The 14,981-nt window shown below is 59.9% G+C and carries 18 protein-coding genes; 12 read left to right on the top strand and 6 right to left on the bottom strand.

The window, feature by feature from the left end; genetic code table 11:
* Positions 1-13 precede the first annotated feature (13 nt).
* Complete coding sequence (locus IP81_RS05755; protein WP_054107024.1) at positions 14-637, top strand: murein L,D-transpeptidase catalytic domain-containing protein; 624 nt, start codon at positions 14-16, stop codon at positions 635-637.
* A 463-nt stretch (positions 638-1,100) separates the two neighbouring features.
* Here the strand turns inward: IP81_RS05755 and IP81_RS05750 are convergent, their stop codons facing one another.
* Positions 1,101-2,495, bottom strand: coding sequence for a L,D-transpeptidase family protein (locus IP81_RS05750; RefSeq protein ID WP_054107023.1), 1,395 nt, complete (start codon positions 2,493-2,495; stop codon positions 1,101-1,103).
* Positions 2,496-2,636: 141 nt separating this feature from the next.
* Between IP81_RS05750 and IP81_RS05745 the strand changes: the two genes are divergently transcribed.
* From IP81_RS05745 to ruvB, 8 genes are all read left to right on the top strand, one after another.
* Positions 2,637-3,530, top strand: coding sequence for a DMT family transporter (locus IP81_RS05745; RefSeq protein ID WP_054107022.1), 894 nt, complete (start codon positions 2,637-2,639; stop codon positions 3,528-3,530).
* A gap of 232 nt (positions 3,531-3,762) precedes the next feature.
* Positions 3,763-6,435, top strand: a complete 2,673-nt coding sequence (acnA, locus tag IP81_RS05740; protein WP_054107021.1) for an aconitate hydratase AcnA — start codon at positions 3,763-3,765, stop codon at positions 6,433-6,435.
* A gap of 100 nt (positions 6,436-6,535) precedes the next feature.
* Positions 6,536-6,799, top strand: coding sequence for a hypothetical protein (locus IP81_RS05735; protein WP_054107020.1), 264 nt, complete (start codon positions 6,536-6,538; stop codon positions 6,797-6,799).
* A 52-nt stretch (positions 6,800-6,851) separates the two neighbouring features.
* Positions 6,852-7,466, top strand: coding sequence for a Holliday junction branch migration protein RuvA (gene ruvA, locus IP81_RS05730; RefSeq protein WP_054107019.1), 615 nt, complete (start codon positions 6,852-6,854; stop codon positions 7,464-7,466).
* Entirely contained in the window at positions 7,463-8,197 is a 735-nt protein-coding gene (locus IP81_RS20080) for a hypothetical protein (RefSeq protein ID WP_157573097.1), read from the top strand. The genes ruvA and IP81_RS20080 overlap by 4 nt, the downstream gene beginning before the upstream one ends.
* Before the next feature lie 111 nt (positions 8,198-8,308).
* A complete protein-coding gene (locus IP81_RS05725; protein WP_054107018.1) occupies positions 8,309-8,557 on the top strand; it encodes a hypothetical protein in 249 nt (82 codons plus the stop codon).
* The gene (locus IP81_RS05720; protein WP_054107017.1) at positions 8,550-8,846 is read left to right on the top strand and encodes a type II toxin-antitoxin system RelE/ParE family toxin; all 297 of its coding nucleotides are present in this window, start codon (positions 8,550-8,552) and stop codon (positions 8,844-8,846) included. Before IP81_RS05725 ends, IP81_RS05720 begins: the two co-directional genes overlap by 8 nt.
* Positions 8,843-9,868: a Holliday junction branch migration DNA helicase RuvB gene (gene ruvB, locus IP81_RS05715; protein WP_054107016.1), complete on the top strand. Its 1,026-nt coding sequence runs from the start codon at positions 8,843-8,845 to the stop codon at positions 9,866-9,868. The genes IP81_RS05720 and ruvB overlap by 4 nt, the downstream gene beginning before the upstream one ends.
* Positions 9,869-10,357: 489 nt before the next feature.
* On the opposite strand, the gene IP81_RS21235 is transcribed toward ruvB, so the two are convergent.
* On the bottom strand, positions 10,358-11,215 hold the full coding sequence (locus IP81_RS21235; protein WP_231626239.1) for a hypothetical protein: 858 nt from the start codon (positions 11,213-11,215) through the stop codon (positions 10,358-10,360).
* On the opposite strand from IP81_RS21235, the gene IP81_RS21230 reads away from it, so the two are divergent.
* Positions 11,208-11,282 carry a hypothetical protein gene (locus IP81_RS21230; protein ID WP_231626243.1) on the top strand — a complete coding sequence of 25 codons (75 nt, stop codon included), beginning with the start codon at positions 11,208-11,210 and terminating at the stop codon, positions 11,280-11,282. The genes IP81_RS21235 and IP81_RS21230 overlap by 8 nt on opposite strands.
* Before the next feature lie 200 nt (positions 11,283-11,482).
* Positions 11,483-11,860, top strand: coding sequence for an endonuclease domain-containing protein (locus IP81_RS05705; protein WP_054107014.1), 378 nt, complete (start codon positions 11,483-11,485; stop codon positions 11,858-11,860).
* Between the two features lie 276 nt (positions 11,861-12,136).
* Here the strand turns inward: IP81_RS05705 and IP81_RS21630 are convergent, their stop codons facing one another.
* The 4 genes from IP81_RS21630 to IP81_RS05695 form a co-directional block, all read right to left on the bottom strand.
* Positions 12,137-12,334: a KTSC domain-containing protein gene (locus IP81_RS21630; RefSeq protein ID WP_082356008.1), complete on the bottom strand. Its 198-nt coding sequence runs from the start codon at positions 12,332-12,334 to the stop codon at positions 12,137-12,139.
* 53 nt (positions 12,335-12,387) lie between these two features.
* Entirely contained in the window at positions 12,388-12,531 is a 144-nt protein-coding gene (locus IP81_RS20075; protein WP_157573096.1) for a hypothetical protein, read from the bottom strand.
* A gap of 136 nt (positions 12,532-12,667) precedes the next feature.
* Entirely contained in the window at positions 12,668-13,231 is a 564-nt protein-coding gene (locus IP81_RS05700) for a hypothetical protein (RefSeq protein WP_054107013.1), read from the bottom strand.
* A 159-nt stretch (positions 13,232-13,390) separates the two neighbouring features.
* Positions 13,391-14,446 carry a ribonucleotide-diphosphate reductase subunit beta gene (locus IP81_RS05695; RefSeq protein WP_054107012.1) on the bottom strand — a complete coding sequence of 352 codons (1,056 nt, stop codon included), beginning with the start codon at positions 14,444-14,446 and terminating at the stop codon, positions 13,391-13,393.
* Positions 14,447-14,687: 241 nt separating this feature from the next.
* Here IP81_RS05695 and IP81_RS05690 point away from each other — a divergent pair, with 241 nt between their 5' ends.
* Positions 14,688-14,975 carry a DUF2171 domain-containing protein gene (locus IP81_RS05690; protein WP_054107011.1) on the top strand — a complete coding sequence of 96 codons (288 nt, stop codon included), beginning with the start codon at positions 14,688-14,690 and terminating at the stop codon, positions 14,973-14,975.
* Positions 14,976-14,981 lie beyond the last annotated feature (6 nt).

Genomic DNA, 14,981 nt, shown 5'->3' with positions numbered 1-14,981 from the left:
ATAGGGACCGGGCATGAGCATCGTGGTTGACAGACGGACGGTACTGGCAGGCGCAGTGGCAAGCGCTGCTGCTGTGGTGTTCCCGCCGCGCGTGGCTGCAGCGGTCTATTATCCCAATGAACAGCACCGCCGCATTCTGGAAGTGGCCAAAGAACAAGTTGAGCGGCATCGCGCATCCTTGTGGAGTACCGATATTGCCGCCATCGCCGATTTCGCCATGCCATCGTCGCTGCCGCGCTTCCACTTTGCCAATCTGGAACGCGGCGAAGTGCGCTCGTTCCTCGTCTCGCACGGGCGCGGCTCCGATCCGGAACATGACGGTTTTCTCAAGACCTTCTCGAACGAAGTCGGCAGCCTTGCCACCTCACGCGGGGCCTATGTCACCTACGAATGGTACAAGGGCAAATACGGCACATCGGTAAGGCTGGGTGGCCTCTCGCCTGACAATTCCAACGTGCTGGATCGGGCCGTGGTGCTGCACCCGGCAAAATATGCCAACGCCGATATGCTGGAACGCTTCGGCAAACTCGGCCGTTCGGACGGCTGCTTTGCGATGGCCGAGGCTGATTTCAATTACGCCCTGTGGCAATTGTCCGGCGGCCGCCTGATCTATGCCGACAGGCTGGGCCTCGGCTGAAGCTGCGCACGACAAAGGGTTCACGCAGAGGCGCAGAGAAGAAGTCGAGACGCAGAGGCGTCGGGCGTGACGGCAAAGCCGCTTTTAATGGATGACAAAGCCGGATTGCGCGCGGCCTGATCGGGAATAAGGCGTTGCAGCTAAACGTGCCCTCTCCGCGTCTCCCCTTCTGCCCTGCGTCTCTGCGTGAAACCCTCCAAAGTTTGAACGCAGGGATGACCCCTGAAACAAGTGCGACCTGACAGGTCTTGTCACAGCAAATCAGCTCCCCGACACCACTGGCCGTGGCTGACGCCGCCCCTTGGTGCGGCTGGTCAGGTGATAGCGAAAACACCGGTCACACTTGTAGGGATACAGGACGAGGCCGCTTGCCCTTGCGGCCTCTATCGCTTCTTCCGATGATGTATAGCGCGCCTTGCGCGCACAAACGCTTTGCCGTGTCCTCACTTTACAACAAGCAATTCTAAAGCGGATTATCCAGCTTGATCACTTCCTCGGTGCTCTTGCGCTGGGTGGTGTGTTCCTTGCGCGGCTGGGCAAAGCTGGCGAGCACCGGCGCATCGCGGCCATAGATGTCGGCGAACGAGCGCAGCATCCCGGTCACGTCGCGCGCCACCGTGAAATACGTCAGATAGACCGGAAAGGTCTTGGTCATCGGGACTTTGGTATATTCCTTCGACGAATGGACCGCGACGGCTTCGTCCGGCGTCATCCCGGCGCCCAGAATCGCCATTGTCATCGCCAGTTCGGTCGCGCCTTGAACGCGCACGCAGCCGTGGCTTAGCGCGCGGGCGGGCAGGTTGAACGCGGCTTTGCTCGGGGTATCGTGCAGGAAGATCGCATGCTCATTGGGCATGTCGAGCTTCATCCGGCCCAGCGAATTGTTATCGCCGGGCTGCTGCACCACCACGATCATCCCGTCGGAAAGCTTGGTCACCTTGTAACCCTCGCGCTCGGCCTGCTTGGGATTGCTCACCAGCCGCGCGCCAAGCCCTTCGCCCACCACGATCGATTGCGGCACGGTCCATGTCGGGTTGAAGATCACGCCCTCAACCGTTTCGGCCAGTTGCGGCGTTGCAGTGCGGCCGGGCTTGCCGACCACCACCTTGTAGGTCTTGATGATCTTGTTGCGCACGGTGATCCGCAGCATCTGTTCGGGCACGTTGGTCAGCAGATATTGCCGTCCCAGATCGCGGGCCAGCCAGCGCCAGCGGTCCATGTTGGCGCGAATCAGCGCGGCCTGCTTGGGCGTTTGCGCTTTGGGCAGCGCCTCTTTCAATGCGGCATAATCGGGCACGGTTGGCGCAAGCGCCATCAGCGCGCCCTTCACATCGCGGCGCACCAGCGCATCAGCCAGAATCAGCGAGGTCGGGTTTACGTCCTGATCGGGATCGACCGCGAACCACTGCACCCGCGCAGACATCGGCGTGCGTCCGTCGCGCAAGTCTTCGGCCAGCCAGGTAAACAGGCGCGTGGCAATCGCGTCCAGTTCCGGGCTTTCGCCTTTGGCGATGGCCGCAGACAGCAGATCCGGCTGGTAATCCTTGGCAAACAGACCTTCTGCGCCAATACCCTTGATCGTGGCGAGCAGGGTTTGTGCATCTGTCTGGGACCAATGCGGTATCGGCGCGGGCGGCTGCGGCGCTGCAACGGCGGCGGGCGTTGGCATATCTTGCGCGGTCAGGTCAACAGGGGCTGCGCCGGGTTTGGCCTGAACAGCAAGAGGTTGCGCAGCAAGCGGTTGGGCAACAAGCATCAGGCCCAACATTGCGACGCCAAGTTTCCCGGAAAGGCCGGTCCCGTCGATCACACGCTTCACGTTCGTATCCCTGTCATTCCGCGCAACGGCTGTCGCCATATGCAAATCCGGTGCTGTCACAGCGTTCCTGCCCCATGCCGGAAGCGCGATCAAGCATTGCGCCTTGCCACAGCCTGAATTCTGTCATGCCTGACACACAAGATGGTTCCTATCGCCGCCGACTTTGCCTAAGCCGCCCACATGCAGGCGCCCCGCACCCTTTTGATGCCAATCCTCGCGACGATGCTGGGCTTGGGCCTGTTCTCGATCATGGATGGCGTGATGAAAGCCGCTTCGATTATGGTCGGCGCTTATGCCGCCATGTTCTGGCGGGGCTTGGCCGGTTCGGTTATTATGGCACCACTCTGGCTGCGCTCGCGTCAGGGCTGGCCTGCGCGCGCCACGATGAAAGTCCATATCCTGCGCGGGGTGGTGGCGGCCTGCATGGCCACACTGTTTTTCTACGGGCTGGTCCACACGCCGCTGGCCGAAGGTATCGCGCTCTCGTTTATCGCGCCGCTGATCGCGCTCTATCTGGCCGCCGTCATGCTGGGCGAGAAGATTGAAGCCGCCGCGATTGCCGGCTCGGTGCTCGCGCTCATTGGTGTGGCGGTGATCGGTTTGGGCAAGTTTGAAGGCCAGATCGATGCGAATGCTGTCAAAGGGTTGATCGCGATTCTCGTGTCCGCCGTGCTCTATGCGTGGAATCTGGTGTTGCAGCGCCAGCAAGCGCAATTGGCAGGGCCTGAAGAAGTCGCCTTTTTTCAAACGCTCGTATCGTTCCTGTTCCTCGGCATCGGCGCATGGTGGTGGGCGCCTTGGCCCAGCGCGGCGGCATGGGGGTTGATTGTGATATCGGCCGCGATGTCCACTGTGTCGCTGATGCTGCTCAGCTGGGCCTATGCCCGGGCCGAGGCGCAAGTGCTGGTTCCGCTGGAATATACCGCGTTCCTCTGGGCTGCGGTGGTGGGCTGGATCGCTTTTGCCGAACCGGTCACCTTGCAGACCGTCTGCGGCGTCGTGCTGATCGTGGCGGGCTGCCTTTATGCTACGTGGCGCAAAACTGATGCGCCACGGCCCGAACTGCCGAATTGAGCCATTTTCGAGCAAGATCGCTGCAACTTATGCTAATGATAATCATTACGCGTTAATTAGTTTTTACGCGCATGTGTTTCATCAACTAGCGCCTTGACGGGGGCCATGTTTGCGCGCATCGGGCAGTCGCTTTCAGGCCGTTACCCGCCGCGCTGCGTGGACAAAATCCATCGCATTTCCCCGCGCGGCACTTTGCCAGCAACGGCCACGACAGGAGGGAAGACTCAACGCCATGACCCAGGTCGGACAAGATACACTCGGCACCCGCAGCACGATGACCGTCGGCGGCCAAGAGTTCGCTTACTATTCATTGAAGAAGGCCTCGGCAAAGTTCGGCGACGTTTCGCGCCTGCCTTTCTCGATGAAGGTGCTTCTCGAAAACCTCCTCCGCTTCGAAGATGGCGGTTTCACCGTCTCGACCGATGACGTGAAGGCCGTTGTCGATTGGCAGAAGGACCCTTCGGCCTCGAACAACGAAATCCAGTACCGCCCCGCGCGCGTGCTGCTTCAGGATTTCACCGGCGTTCCTTGCGTGGTCGATCTGGCCGCGATGCGCGATGCCATTGCCACGCTTGGCGGTGATACCAGCAAGATCAACCCGCTGGTGCCGGTCAACCTCGTGATCGACCACTCGGTCATGGTGGACGAATTCGGCCACCCCAAGGCCTTCGAACAGAACATGGAAATCGAATATCAGCGCAACATGGAGCGCTACGATTTCCTCAAGTGGGGTTCGAAAAGCCTCAACAACTTCTACGCCGTCCCTCCCGGCACCGGCATCTGCCATCAGGTGAACCTTGAAAACATCGCGCAAACGGTGTGGACCAGCGTTGACCAGAACGGCCAGACTGTCGCCTATCCCGATACCTGCGTTGGCACCGACAGCCACACCACCATGATCAATGGTCTTGGCGTGCTCGGCTGGGGCGTTGGCGGGATCGAAGCCGAAGCCGCAATGCTCGGCCAGCCCGTATCGATGCTCATCCCCGAAGTCGTCGGCTTCAAGATGGTGGGCGAACTGCAGGAAGGTGTCACCGCCACCGATCTCGTGCTGACCGCCACCAACATGCTGCGCAAGCATGGCGTGGTGGGCCGTTTCGTTGAATACTTCGGCCCCGGCCTTGCCTCGCTCTCGCTGGCAGACCGTGCGACCCTCGCCAACATGGCACCCGAATATGGCGCAACTTGCGGCTTCTTCGGCATTGACGAAAAGACGCTCGATTACTTGCGCCTTACGGGCCGTGAAGAAGCGCAGATCGCGCTGGTCGAAGCCTATGCCAAGGAGCAGGGTTTCTGGATCGACCCGTCGGTTGAGCCGATCTTCTCCTCGACGCTCGAACTCGATCTTGCCACTGTCGTGCCATCGCTTGCAGGCCCCAAGCGCCCGCAAGACCGCGTCTCGCTTCCCGAAGTCGATGACGTGTTCAACGCCGATATGGCCAACACCTACAAGAAGGCGCAGCAGCGCGTTCCCGTGGCTGGCACCGATTACGATATCGGCGATGGTGATGTGACGATTGCGGCCATCACCTCCTGCACCAACACTTCGAACCCCGGCGTGCTGGTGGCGGCGGGCCTCGTCGCCAAGAAGGCGAACGAACTTGGCCTCAAGCCCAAGCCTTGGGTCAAGACCTCGCTGGCTCCCGGATCGCAGGTCGTCACCGATTACCTCGTCCGCGCAGGCCTGCAAGAACACCTCGATGCGGTCGGCTTCAACCTTGTCGGTTATGGCTGCACCACCTGCATCGGCAACTCCGGCCCGTTGTCGGAACCGATCAGCAAGGCGATCAACGACAACGGCCTCGTCGCCGCCGCCGTGATCTCGGGCAACCGCAACTTCGAAGGCCGCGTCTCGCCAGACGTGCGCGCCAACTTCCTCGCCTCGCCACCGCTCGTGGTCGCCTATGCGCTCAAGGGGACGGTGATCGAGGACTTCACCACCACGCCGATCGGCGTCAGCAAGGATGGTGTTGACGTCTATCTGAAGGACATCTGGCCTTCGAACTCTGAAGTCGCCACCACGATGGCCGGTTGCATGGACCGCGCGATGTTCCAGGCCCGCTATGCTGACGTCTACAAGGGCGACGCGCATTGGCAGGCGATCAACGTCACGGGCTCTGAAACCTATTCGTGGCGCGCCGGGTCGACCTATGTCGCCAACCCGCCGTACTTCGATGGCATGACGATGACGCCTGCTCCGGTGAACGACATCATCGAAGCCAAGCCTCTGCTCATTCTCGGCGATTCGATCACCACCGACCACATCAGCCCCGCAGGTTCGATCAAGGCCGATAGCCCCGCGGGCAAGTGGCTGATGGAGCATCAGGTCGCCAAGGCAGACTTCAACTCCTACGGCGCGCGCCGCGGCCACCATGACGTGATGATGCGCGGCACTTTTGCCAACATCCGCATCAAGAACGAAATGGTCCCCGGCACCGAAGGCGGCTTCTCGCGCTATGGCGAGGAGGTCGGCTCGGTTTACGATGTGGCGATGAAGCACAAGGACGCTGGCACGCCAACGGTCGTGATCGCAGGCAAGGAATACGGCACCGGTTCCAGCCGTGACTGGGCAGCCAAGGGCACCAACCTGCTCGGTGTGCGCGCGGTCATCGTCGAAAGCTTCGAGCGTATCCACCGCTCGAACCTCGTCGGCATGGGCGTGCTGCCATTGCAGTTCCGCGAAGGCGAAAGCCGAACCTCGCTGGGCCTGACCGGTGATGATACCTTCACGATTCTGGGCGTTGCAGGCCTGCAACCGCGCCAGGACGTGGAAGTGGAAGTCACCCGCACCGATGGCACGAAGTTCACCTTCACCGCGCTGTGCCGCATCGATACCGCCAATGAAGTCGAATACTTCATGAACGGTGGCATCCTGCACTATGTGCTGCGCAAGCTCGCTTCGTAAGCGGCAAGGCATAGCCCAGACAAAGGCCCGCCGGGATCATCCCCGGCGGGCTTTTTGCTGTGCGCTTGCGCTGATCGCGGGCGTACCATAAGTCCGGCGCATGGAATTTGATGACCAGATGCGCCGGTATTTCGGCACGGACGACCTTGCCGCCGCCACCCCTGCCGCACTGGAGGCAGGCGTTGAACATATGCTGGTCGATTTCGGGCTCGAGAAAGACCGCGCGCGCCGGTTTGGCATGTGGTCGCTGCTCTATATGCTCGGCGCTGCACCCGATCTGGACGTCGCGTTCAAGGATCCGGACGACCGTGAGGCCGCGCGCAACTTCATGGACATGATCGCCCGCGCAGCGCCGGAAGAGTGAGTTTCGGCCTCGGGCTTGCGCAGAGCCCCAGCGCAGTGCATAAGAACAAACCATGATCGCCAAGCTTACCGGCATTCTTGATGATACAGGCCCCGATTGGGCCGTGATTGACGTGAACGGCGTCGGCTACCTCGTGCAATGCTCGGCCAAGACGCTCACCCATCTTGGCATTCGCGGCGATAAAGTCGTCGTCCACACCGAAATGCAGGTGAGCGAGACCGACCAGCGCCTGATCGGCTTTACCAGCGCGGGCGAACGCGCATGGTTCCGCCTGCTCACAGCGGTGCAAGGCGTGGGGTCCAAAGTCGCGCTCGCCATCCTCTCGGCGCTGGCCATCGAAGAATTGCAGCGCGCCTGCGCCAACGGCGATGCCGCGATGGTCGCGCGCGCCAACGGCGTCGGCCCCAAACTCGCCAGCCGCATCGTCAACGAGTTGAAAGACAAGGCAGGCGGTCTCGCAGGCTACGTCTCACCCGCAGGCACGGGCGCAGACATCGGCTATACCCCGCCAGGCTCGGCCAGCGCCGACGCTCTCTCGGCCTTGCAAAACCTTGGCTTCAAACCTGCGGTCGCCAGCACCGCCGTCGCCAAAGCGGTCGAGGAACTGGGCGAGGATGCGGGGCTGAACGACCTTGTGCGCGTGGCGCTGAAGAGGGCGGCGGGGTGAGCATTACTGATCGGCTCCAATGCGGAATTCCGCGAGATTGGATCAATGATTTTAGCCAGTGCTTATTTGAGTGGCAGACTCTAGTTGGCGGCATCTTGGCAATTCTAGCGGCCGTTATCGGAACATTGTTACTCCATTCTCAAATCAGACAATCAGAAAGGCATGAAACAGAGCGCCGAGGTCGCAAATTCCTTGCTGCTCGAGCTACGTTGCCACTCGCTTTGAGTGAGATAACCGGCTTTTCAAGAACTATGATCGTTGAGTTGATCAGCCTCCACAATCAGCTCACTCATCCCTCTTCAATGGCACCTGTCTTTGAACCGCCTACAATACCAAATGGACTGATCGCAGCGCTTCAAGCCTTCATAGAGGCTACATTCGATACCGCTCTTGTCGATTGTGTGTGTGAATTGATTAACGAAATACAGGTTTTGGTTGCCAGAACTGAAAGCCTTCAACGCGAAGAGCAACTACTTGGTGTTACTCAAAATATTGAGGAGTACGTCGTTCAAAGTGCGCGACTGCATGTGATTGCAGGAAGTCTGTTTCCATTTTCTCGTGGACGAGAATCTTCGATTCCATCAACAGTTCCATGGAGCGACGCTTACTCCTACCTATCCATGCAACACGACCTCTATGAAAGTGATTTTCCGGGAGTGTTCGCTATCCTTGAACGACGGTCTAATGCGTGGGAATCAATTTGGCCGCGAGTGAGACGCTCTTCTCAATGACCGACATCCCGATTCTTTCCCCTGAACAGCAGCACGAAGACATTGATCTTGTGATTTCGCAAAGAGGTTTACAACTTTGCCATCCCGCCCCGAAAACGGTATGATCCAGCCATGACCGACCTCAGCTTTTCCATCCCCGAATCCATGCTTCACTGGCTTGAGCAGCGCGCAGCTGCAGGGGATTACGTCGATGTCGCTGACTTGCTGCGCGATCTCGTCCGGCGCGAGCAAGACCGGGCCGAGCGCATTCATTGGCTCCGCGAACAGATTGCAGAAGGGCTTGCCTCTGGAATTGTGGATGGCGAACCCGAGGATCTGATCGAAGAGATCATCGCTGCCCGCAGGGCGCGGCATGGTTGATATCCGGCTGGCTGCAGCCGCGTTTGCAGACCTTGATCAAATTGACGAATACGGCGCAACAATCTTTGGAAAAGACAGAGCTGATCAATACTCGCGGGGCTTTTCCAACGTTTTTGACCGGCTCCGGCGCTATCCGCGCTCGGGTCCTGCTCGCCCAGAACTTGGAGATGGCATTCGCAGTGTCTCATATGGACAGCACCAAGTGTACTATTTGGTCGAAGAACGGTGGGTGCAGATTCTGCGCATAATTCATCACTCGCGTGAAGTGCAGGATTCCGATCTTCCATGACAGACAACCCCCTCCTTTCCCCTGACCGGCAGCACGAAGACGTCGATGCCGCGCTGCGCCCCAAAACGCTGCATGAATTCGTGGGGCAGGAAGCCGCGCGCGATAACCTTCGCGTGTTTATCGAATCGGCCAAGATGCGGCGCGAGGCGATGGATCATGTGCTGTTCTTCGGCCCGCCGGGATTGGGCAAGACCACGCTGGCGCAGATCATCGCGCGCGAACTGGGCGTCAATTTCCGCGCCACGTCCGGCCCGGTCATCGCCAAGGCAGGCGATCTGGCGGCGCTGCTCACCAATCTTGAATCGGGCGATGTTCTGTTCATTGACGAGATTCACCGCCTCAATCCCGTGGTCGAAGAAGTGCTCTATCCGGCGATGGAGGACCGCGCGCTCGATCTTATCATAGGCGAGGGGCCATCGGCGCGCTCGGTGCGGATCGATCTGCCGCCCTTCACGCTGATCGGTGCGACGACGCGGCAAGGCTTGTTGCAAACCCCGCTGCGTGACCGCTTTGGCATTCCGGTGCGCTTGCAGTTCTATTCGGTGGCCGAACTCGAACGCGTGGTGGCGCGCGGTGCATCGCTGATGGGCGTGGGCATTGATAAAGGCGGGGCGACCGAAATTGCCCGCCGTGCGCGCGGCACACCGCGCGTTGCAGGCCGCTTGCTGCGCCGCGTGCGCGATTTTGCGCAAGTTGATGGCGTTGAAACCATCACCCAAGGCGTGGCCGATAGCGCGCTGACCCGGCTCGAAGTCGACAAGATCGGCCTTGATCTGCAAGACCGGCGTTACCTGATGATGATCGCCGATATCTACAAAGGCGGGCCGGTTGGCGTTGAAACGCTCGCGGCCGGCCTTTCCGAACCGCGTGACACGATCGAGGAAGTGATCGAGCCCTATTTGATCCAGCTTGGCCTTGTCGCTCGCACCGCGCGCGGGCGCTGCTTGAATGACCGTGGGTGGCTGCATTTGGGAATCACCCCGCCTACCGGATCGGCCCCATCGCTCTTCGATGATGAGTGATTGCATAAGGACTATCTGCGGATTCGGTTCCATAATGGGACATTGTTGCTGGCCACACCATCGCGGTCCCATTTTCGGGCAGATTCCACCCCTCCAACACGGTTAACGGCATTGCTCTGCCCTTATCGTTCTGCGCTTTTGGATTTGTCAGGAAAGGCAAGCAGAGCGTTAACCCCTCTTTGCTAAAGCGCTTTCCCAGGGAAGAACGAGAGCACAGATCATGTCGGTTCGGATGGCTTTGGCAAAACTGGCGGCAGCAGCAGCAGGCGGAGCAATGCTCGGCGGCGGCGCAGTCCACGTATCAGAGGCCCCTTCGCGAGGGGAAATTCATCGCGTGAAGCCGGTCAAGGTCAAGCAGGCCCAACCGGCCAAGCGCAAGATCGCACGCCGCGCCGCCCCACGCGAAGTGCACCGCGCCCGCCGTATCGTGACCACAACCACTACCAAGACCTGTGAACCCGCACAGCAAATGGCGATGGTTCCAGTGCCCTATATGCCGCCGATGCCGCCGCAGCCAATGGGTGGCGGCGCAGGCGGTGTGCCTGTGGTGATCGGGGGCGGCGGCATCGGCGGTTTCGGTGGAGGCTTCTTCGGCGGCTTCTTCGGCGGTGGCGGCGGCGGTAGCGGTGGGGGCGGCGGCAGCGTCGTCATCTCGTCCACCAGCACCGGCTCCACCTCCACCTCGGGCGGGTCCACATCCAGCTCGGGCGGATCAACCTCGGGCGGGTCAACCTCCACATCCGGAGGATCAACCAGCACCGGCGGTAGTTCCAGCACAACCGGCGGTGTGTCGACATCGACCGGCGGGATTTCGTCGTCCACCGGCGGCGTCTCCACCTCCACCTCGACGGGCGGTGTTTCGACCTCCACGGGCGGCGTCTCCACCTCATCGTCGACCTCGTCGGGCAATGTCACATCCAGCTCGGGCAACGTCTCTTCGTCAAGCGGCAACGTCTCCAGCTCCAGCGGTAACGTGTCGTCATCGAGCGGCAACGTCTCCAGCTCCAGCGGCAACGTAAGCACGTCCTCGGGCAATGTCACGTCAAGCTCGTCGTCCTCGACCTCGTCGGGCAACGTCAGCACGTCGTCGTCAACGTCCTCGTCGTCGGGTAATGTCAGCACCAGCACGTCGTCATCGACGTCCTCGGGCAACGTGACATCCAGTTCCTCGACATCGAGCAGCACCAGCAGCTCGACCTCGTCATCAACGTCGTCGTCAACCTCATCGTCGACCTCCACGTCCAGCGGCAACACGACGAGTGGCAACACCACCAGCGGGAACACGACCACGACGACCAGCACCGGCACCAGCAGTGGCACGGAGGTTCCCGAACCCTCGATGATCATCTTGTTCGGCGCAGCCGCTGCAGGCCTCGTCGCCCGCCGCCGCTTTGCCAAGGCCAAAGCAGCTTAAGGCTAACACAGTCAAAGCCCCCGCTCACCGCGGGGCAAAAAGAAGGGCGGTCTCCGGGGGGAGCCGCCCTTTTCGCTGAAGTCCCCTTCCCGCTTGCGGGAAGGGCTAGGGATGGGCCTTTCTTCCCTTCTTATAGAAAATCCCGCCAATCCCGCAGCAACCCGGATTGCGCACACTCCGCCAAGGCGCAACAAATCCCCATGCCCGCGTTCAAACCCCGCAACACGCAGCGCGCCCGCACGCTCCGCCGCGCGGCCACCCCCACCGAACGCCTGCTCTGGCGCTCCATCACCGGCGGAGCCGTCGGCGCAAAGTTCAGCCGCCAGATGCCCATCGGCCCCTACTTCGCCGATTTCCTCTGCCGCGAATGGAAGATCGTGGTTGAACTCGATGGCCACAGCCACGACCTGCGCCCGGAATACGACGCCGCGCGCGATCACTTCATGACGCAAGCCGGATATCAAGTCCTGCGCTTTACCAACGCCGATGTGCGCGAGAATCTTGAAGGCGTCGTTGCCGCAATTGCCCTGGCGGTAAAGGCGCGCAAACTTCGGCTATCGCCGAATGCCCATCCCTAACCCTTCCCGCCTGCGGGAAGGGGACAAGAAAGCAAAAAAGAGCAACAAAGTCCCCTTCCCGCTTGCGGGAAGGGCTAGGGATGGGTCCTTCCTTCTTCTTTCCTTCTTGAACCTTCCCTTCAAACCCACGCAAAACGCCAAACCCAAACACCCCACAATCCCCCTACCGCTTGCGGGAGGGGTTAGGGGTGGGCTTCAACGGTTGCGTCGAGGTGGGACGGTGAGAGTGGTATGCGGGGAAGTTGAATACACTCGCCTTGGAAATCAGCATCCAAATCAAGCTGAGTACTGATCGCGGATATAGGCATTAAAATAACTGCCTGCAGAACTCGCGGTCAGCAATCCTTGATATACCCGCCTTGGGACACCGAAGTAATCGTAGGGGTGCCCTCCATCCTTAAACCATAAGGTCAATCTCAGCGAGATGGGGTCGTGCTTTGCTGCCCAGATAGCAGATGATCGTATGTAACCCATGATTCTGCCTCCGCAGAGACGGAGGGTGGTCGTTTGACCACCCTCCTTGCAACTCAGTTATCGTTATCAGGGCGATCGACCGACACCGGCTTCTTGCTGATCGGAATGCGGAAGGCCTGCCCCTTGGGCTTGCAGATCCGTTGTCCGTTGCGCAGCGTGATGCACTGGCGGAAGATATAGCCATCCTCACTAGGCATAGACGCCTCCTGTGAATTTGGTTGACGGTGGCATCACGAGTTGCGACAATCATGCTTGCTAAGGGCGTGAATTGTGCATCTCGTGATGCCGGTTTTCGAACGGAAAGGTCGGCTGAAAGGTCGGCCTTTTTCCGTTCTAAAGGGCAAGTTCTATGGGGGTTCCATCATTACTCCTTTCTTGCTCATCAAATATGCCGGACTGGCCATGCTCAAGAGGTGAAGCCTCAAGCGCTAGAGCATAATCATGCGGCAACGGTTGCCCAATGATCCACCAGTGGGGAACGCCGCCAATTCGCAAACTGTAAACCTCATCGCTGCGCGATAACGATGATGTCATATTGATAATGGGCTTTGTGCCGCCGATGTCCGCACCTTGAGCTCTCGCAGCATTGAGCAATTCAGGCGATTGCATGGGGCGGCCAGCAAGTGTCAGCGCTCGATAAGCAGCTGCTGCGTGAGAAATGCGTTTTGCGCTTTTGTTGTAAACCGCGTTGATTGTCACATTGCCGGATGACGGGCGGAAGGTGCCTGCAGACGGCGCAGCGCTAGGCTTTTCTGCAGCAAGCCCAAGAATGGATGCGCCACCCATTGCAACAACGGCATCATCAAGGGCGCATACTTGAGCAAATGCGGGAGATGATCTCAATGCGTCCCATGCCTGATCGCGCAATGCTTGCGTCGCTTGCAAAATGTCATTCATGGCGCCGTTCCTTTCAAGGAAAACAGTACACCACCGGCTTGATTGCGGCAACAACCAATCGATCAATTATCGTCATTGTCCCCTTAATGCGGCGTTTTTGACAAGAAAAAGGCGGCGCATCACTGCGCCGCCCATTGCGTAACTAACAAAATGACAGAATCACTCCGCCGCGATCCCAGCCCCAGCAAACATATCCACCTCAACCTCAACCGGCGCGGCCTCATTCGCCGCCGATTTCGCGTTGCGGCGCTTGTCGAAGCTGCTCCATACCGTGTTCCAGTCGCCCTTGGTGGCGGCCTTCGAATATTCCGTGGCGCGGGTTTCGAAGAAGTTGGCGTGTTCTACGCCGTTGAGCAGCGGGGCGAGCCAGGGGAGGGGGTGATCTTCGATCATGTAGACCGCGGGCAGGCCAAGCTGGGACAGGCGCCAGTCGGCGATGTAGCGGATGTAGCGCTTGATTTCCTTGGCGCTCATGCCGGGGACCGGGCCTTGTTCAAAGGCCAGATCGATGAACGCGTCTTCAAGGCGCACCGTTTTCTGGCAGCAATCGATGATGTCTTCCTTCACCGCCTTGGTCAGGCAGCCGCGCTCGGCCACGAAGGCGTGGAACAGCTTGGTGATGCCTTCGCAGTGCAGCGATTCATCGCGGATCGACCATGTGACGATCTGGCCCATGCCCTTCATCTTGTTAAAGCGCGGGAAGTTCATCAGCATGGCAAAGCTGGCAAACAATTGCAGGCCTTCGGTAAAGCCGCCGAACATGGCGAGCGTGCGCGCGATGTCCTCGTCATTGTCCACGCCGAAGGTTTGCAGGTAATCGTGCTTGGCCTTCAGCTCCTCGTACTCAAGGAACATGCCATATTCGCTTTCGGGCATGCCGATGGTGTCAAGCAGGTGGCTATATGCGGCGATGTGCACGGTTTCCATGTTGGAAAACGCGGCTAGCATCATCTTCACTTCGGTCGGCTTGAACACGCGGCCATATTGTTCGTGGTAGCAGTTCTGCACTTCCACGTCGGCCTGCGTGAAGAAGCGGAAGATCTGCGTGAGCAGGTTGCGCTCATGCTCGGAAATCTTCTGCGCCCAATCGCGGCAATCTTCGCCCAATGGCACTTCTTCGGGCATCCAGTGAATCTGTTGCTGGCGCTTCCAGAATTCATAGGCCCAGGGATATTCGAAGGGCTTATATGTCTTGCGGGCTTCAAGAAGTGACATGATCGGGCGTCCTGTGCTGATTCTGGTAATGTAGGGATGGGGCGGGGGCGGGCAAAGCGCGGGCGCGCGTTTGGCCGGGGATAGCGGGGCAGTTTTCCCCAGCCACGAAGGGCAGGGTGGGCGGCTTGCGGGCAGCCCTCAGGAATGGTGCGGAACGGGCGGGGCTGCTGGCCGTTCCTGACGCAAGGCCGCCGGATGCTCCGGGAAGGCCAGACGTTCCCGATACCGCAGGAGATTTGCCATGGGCGAACACGAACACGCGAACAACAATAACGCCGATTGGTCGGCGCACATCCGCGAACACATGGAAGTGATCGGCGCGGACGGCACGCACGTGGGCACCGTCGACGGCATTGTCGGCAACCGCATCAAGCTGACCAAAGCGGAAAATGACGCGGGGCATGAAGGCAGCAGCCATTCGGGCCACCATCATTACCTGTCGTGCGGGCTGGTGGCCGAAGTGGAAGGCGACAAGGTGCGGCTTTCGGCCAATGGTGCCGTGGCGCACGATTTGTTCGAAGAGGAATAGGCTTGC

Origin of the sequence: Novosphingobium sp. AAP83 (genome assembly GCF_001295795.1) — a bacterium.
GTDB lineage: Bacteria > Pseudomonadota > Alphaproteobacteria > Sphingomonadales > Sphingomonadaceae > Novosphingobium.
This window is presented reverse-complemented; position numbering and strand designations above follow the sequence as displayed.

Excerpts from the sequence above, each read along its gene's own strand:
- IP81_RS05755 (WP_054107024.1), top strand. The coding sequence starts at position 14 with ATGAGCATCGTGGTTGACAGACGGACGGTACTGGCAGGCGCAGTGGCA.
- IP81_RS05750 (WP_054107023.1), bottom strand. The coding sequence starts at position 2,495 with ATGGCGACAGCCGTTGCGCGGAATGACAGGGATACGAACGTGAAGCGT.
- IP81_RS05745 (WP_054107022.1), top strand. The coding sequence starts at position 2,637 with ATGCAGGCGCCCCGCACCCTTTTGATGCCAATCCTCGCGACGATGCTG.
- acnA (WP_054107021.1), top strand. The coding sequence starts at position 3,763 with ATGACCCAGGTCGGACAAGATACACTCGGCACCCGCAGCACGATGACC.
- IP81_RS05735 (WP_054107020.1), top strand. The coding sequence starts at position 6,536 with ATGGAATTTGATGACCAGATGCGCCGGTATTTCGGCACGGACGACCTT.
- ruvA (WP_054107019.1), top strand. The coding sequence starts at position 6,852 with ATGATCGCCAAGCTTACCGGCATTCTTGATGATACAGGCCCCGATTGG.
- IP81_RS05725 (WP_054107018.1), top strand. The coding sequence starts at position 8,309 with ATGACCGACCTCAGCTTTTCCATCCCCGAATCCATGCTTCACTGGCTT.
- IP81_RS05720 (WP_054107017.1), top strand. The coding sequence starts at position 8,550 with ATGGTTGATATCCGGCTGGCTGCAGCCGCGTTTGCAGACCTTGATCAA.
- ruvB (WP_054107016.1), top strand. The coding sequence starts at position 8,843 with ATGACAGACAACCCCCTCCTTTCCCCTGACCGGCAGCACGAAGACGTC.
- IP81_RS21235 (WP_231626239.1), bottom strand. The coding sequence starts at position 11,215 with ATGATCATCGAGGGTTCGGGAACCTCCGTGCCACTGCTGGTGCCGGTG.
- IP81_RS05705 (WP_054107014.1), top strand. The coding sequence starts at position 11,483 with ATGCCCGCGTTCAAACCCCGCAACACGCAGCGCGCCCGCACGCTCCGC.
- IP81_RS21630 (WP_082356008.1), bottom strand. The coding sequence starts at position 12,334 with ATGGGTTACATACGATCATCTGCTATCTGGGCAGCAAAGCACGACCCC.
- IP81_RS20075 (WP_157573096.1), bottom strand. The coding sequence starts at position 12,531 with ATGCCTAGTGAGGATGGCTATATCTTCCGCCAGTGCATCACGCTGCGC.
- IP81_RS05700 (WP_054107013.1), bottom strand. The coding sequence starts at position 13,231 with ATGAATGACATTTTGCAAGCGACGCAAGCATTGCGCGATCAGGCATGG.
- IP81_RS05695 (WP_054107012.1), bottom strand. The coding sequence starts at position 14,446 with ATGTCACTTCTTGAAGCCCGCAAGACATATAAGCCCTTCGAATATCCC.
- IP81_RS05690 (WP_054107011.1), top strand. The coding sequence starts at position 14,688 with ATGGGCGAACACGAACACGCGAACAACAATAACGCCGATTGGTCGGCG.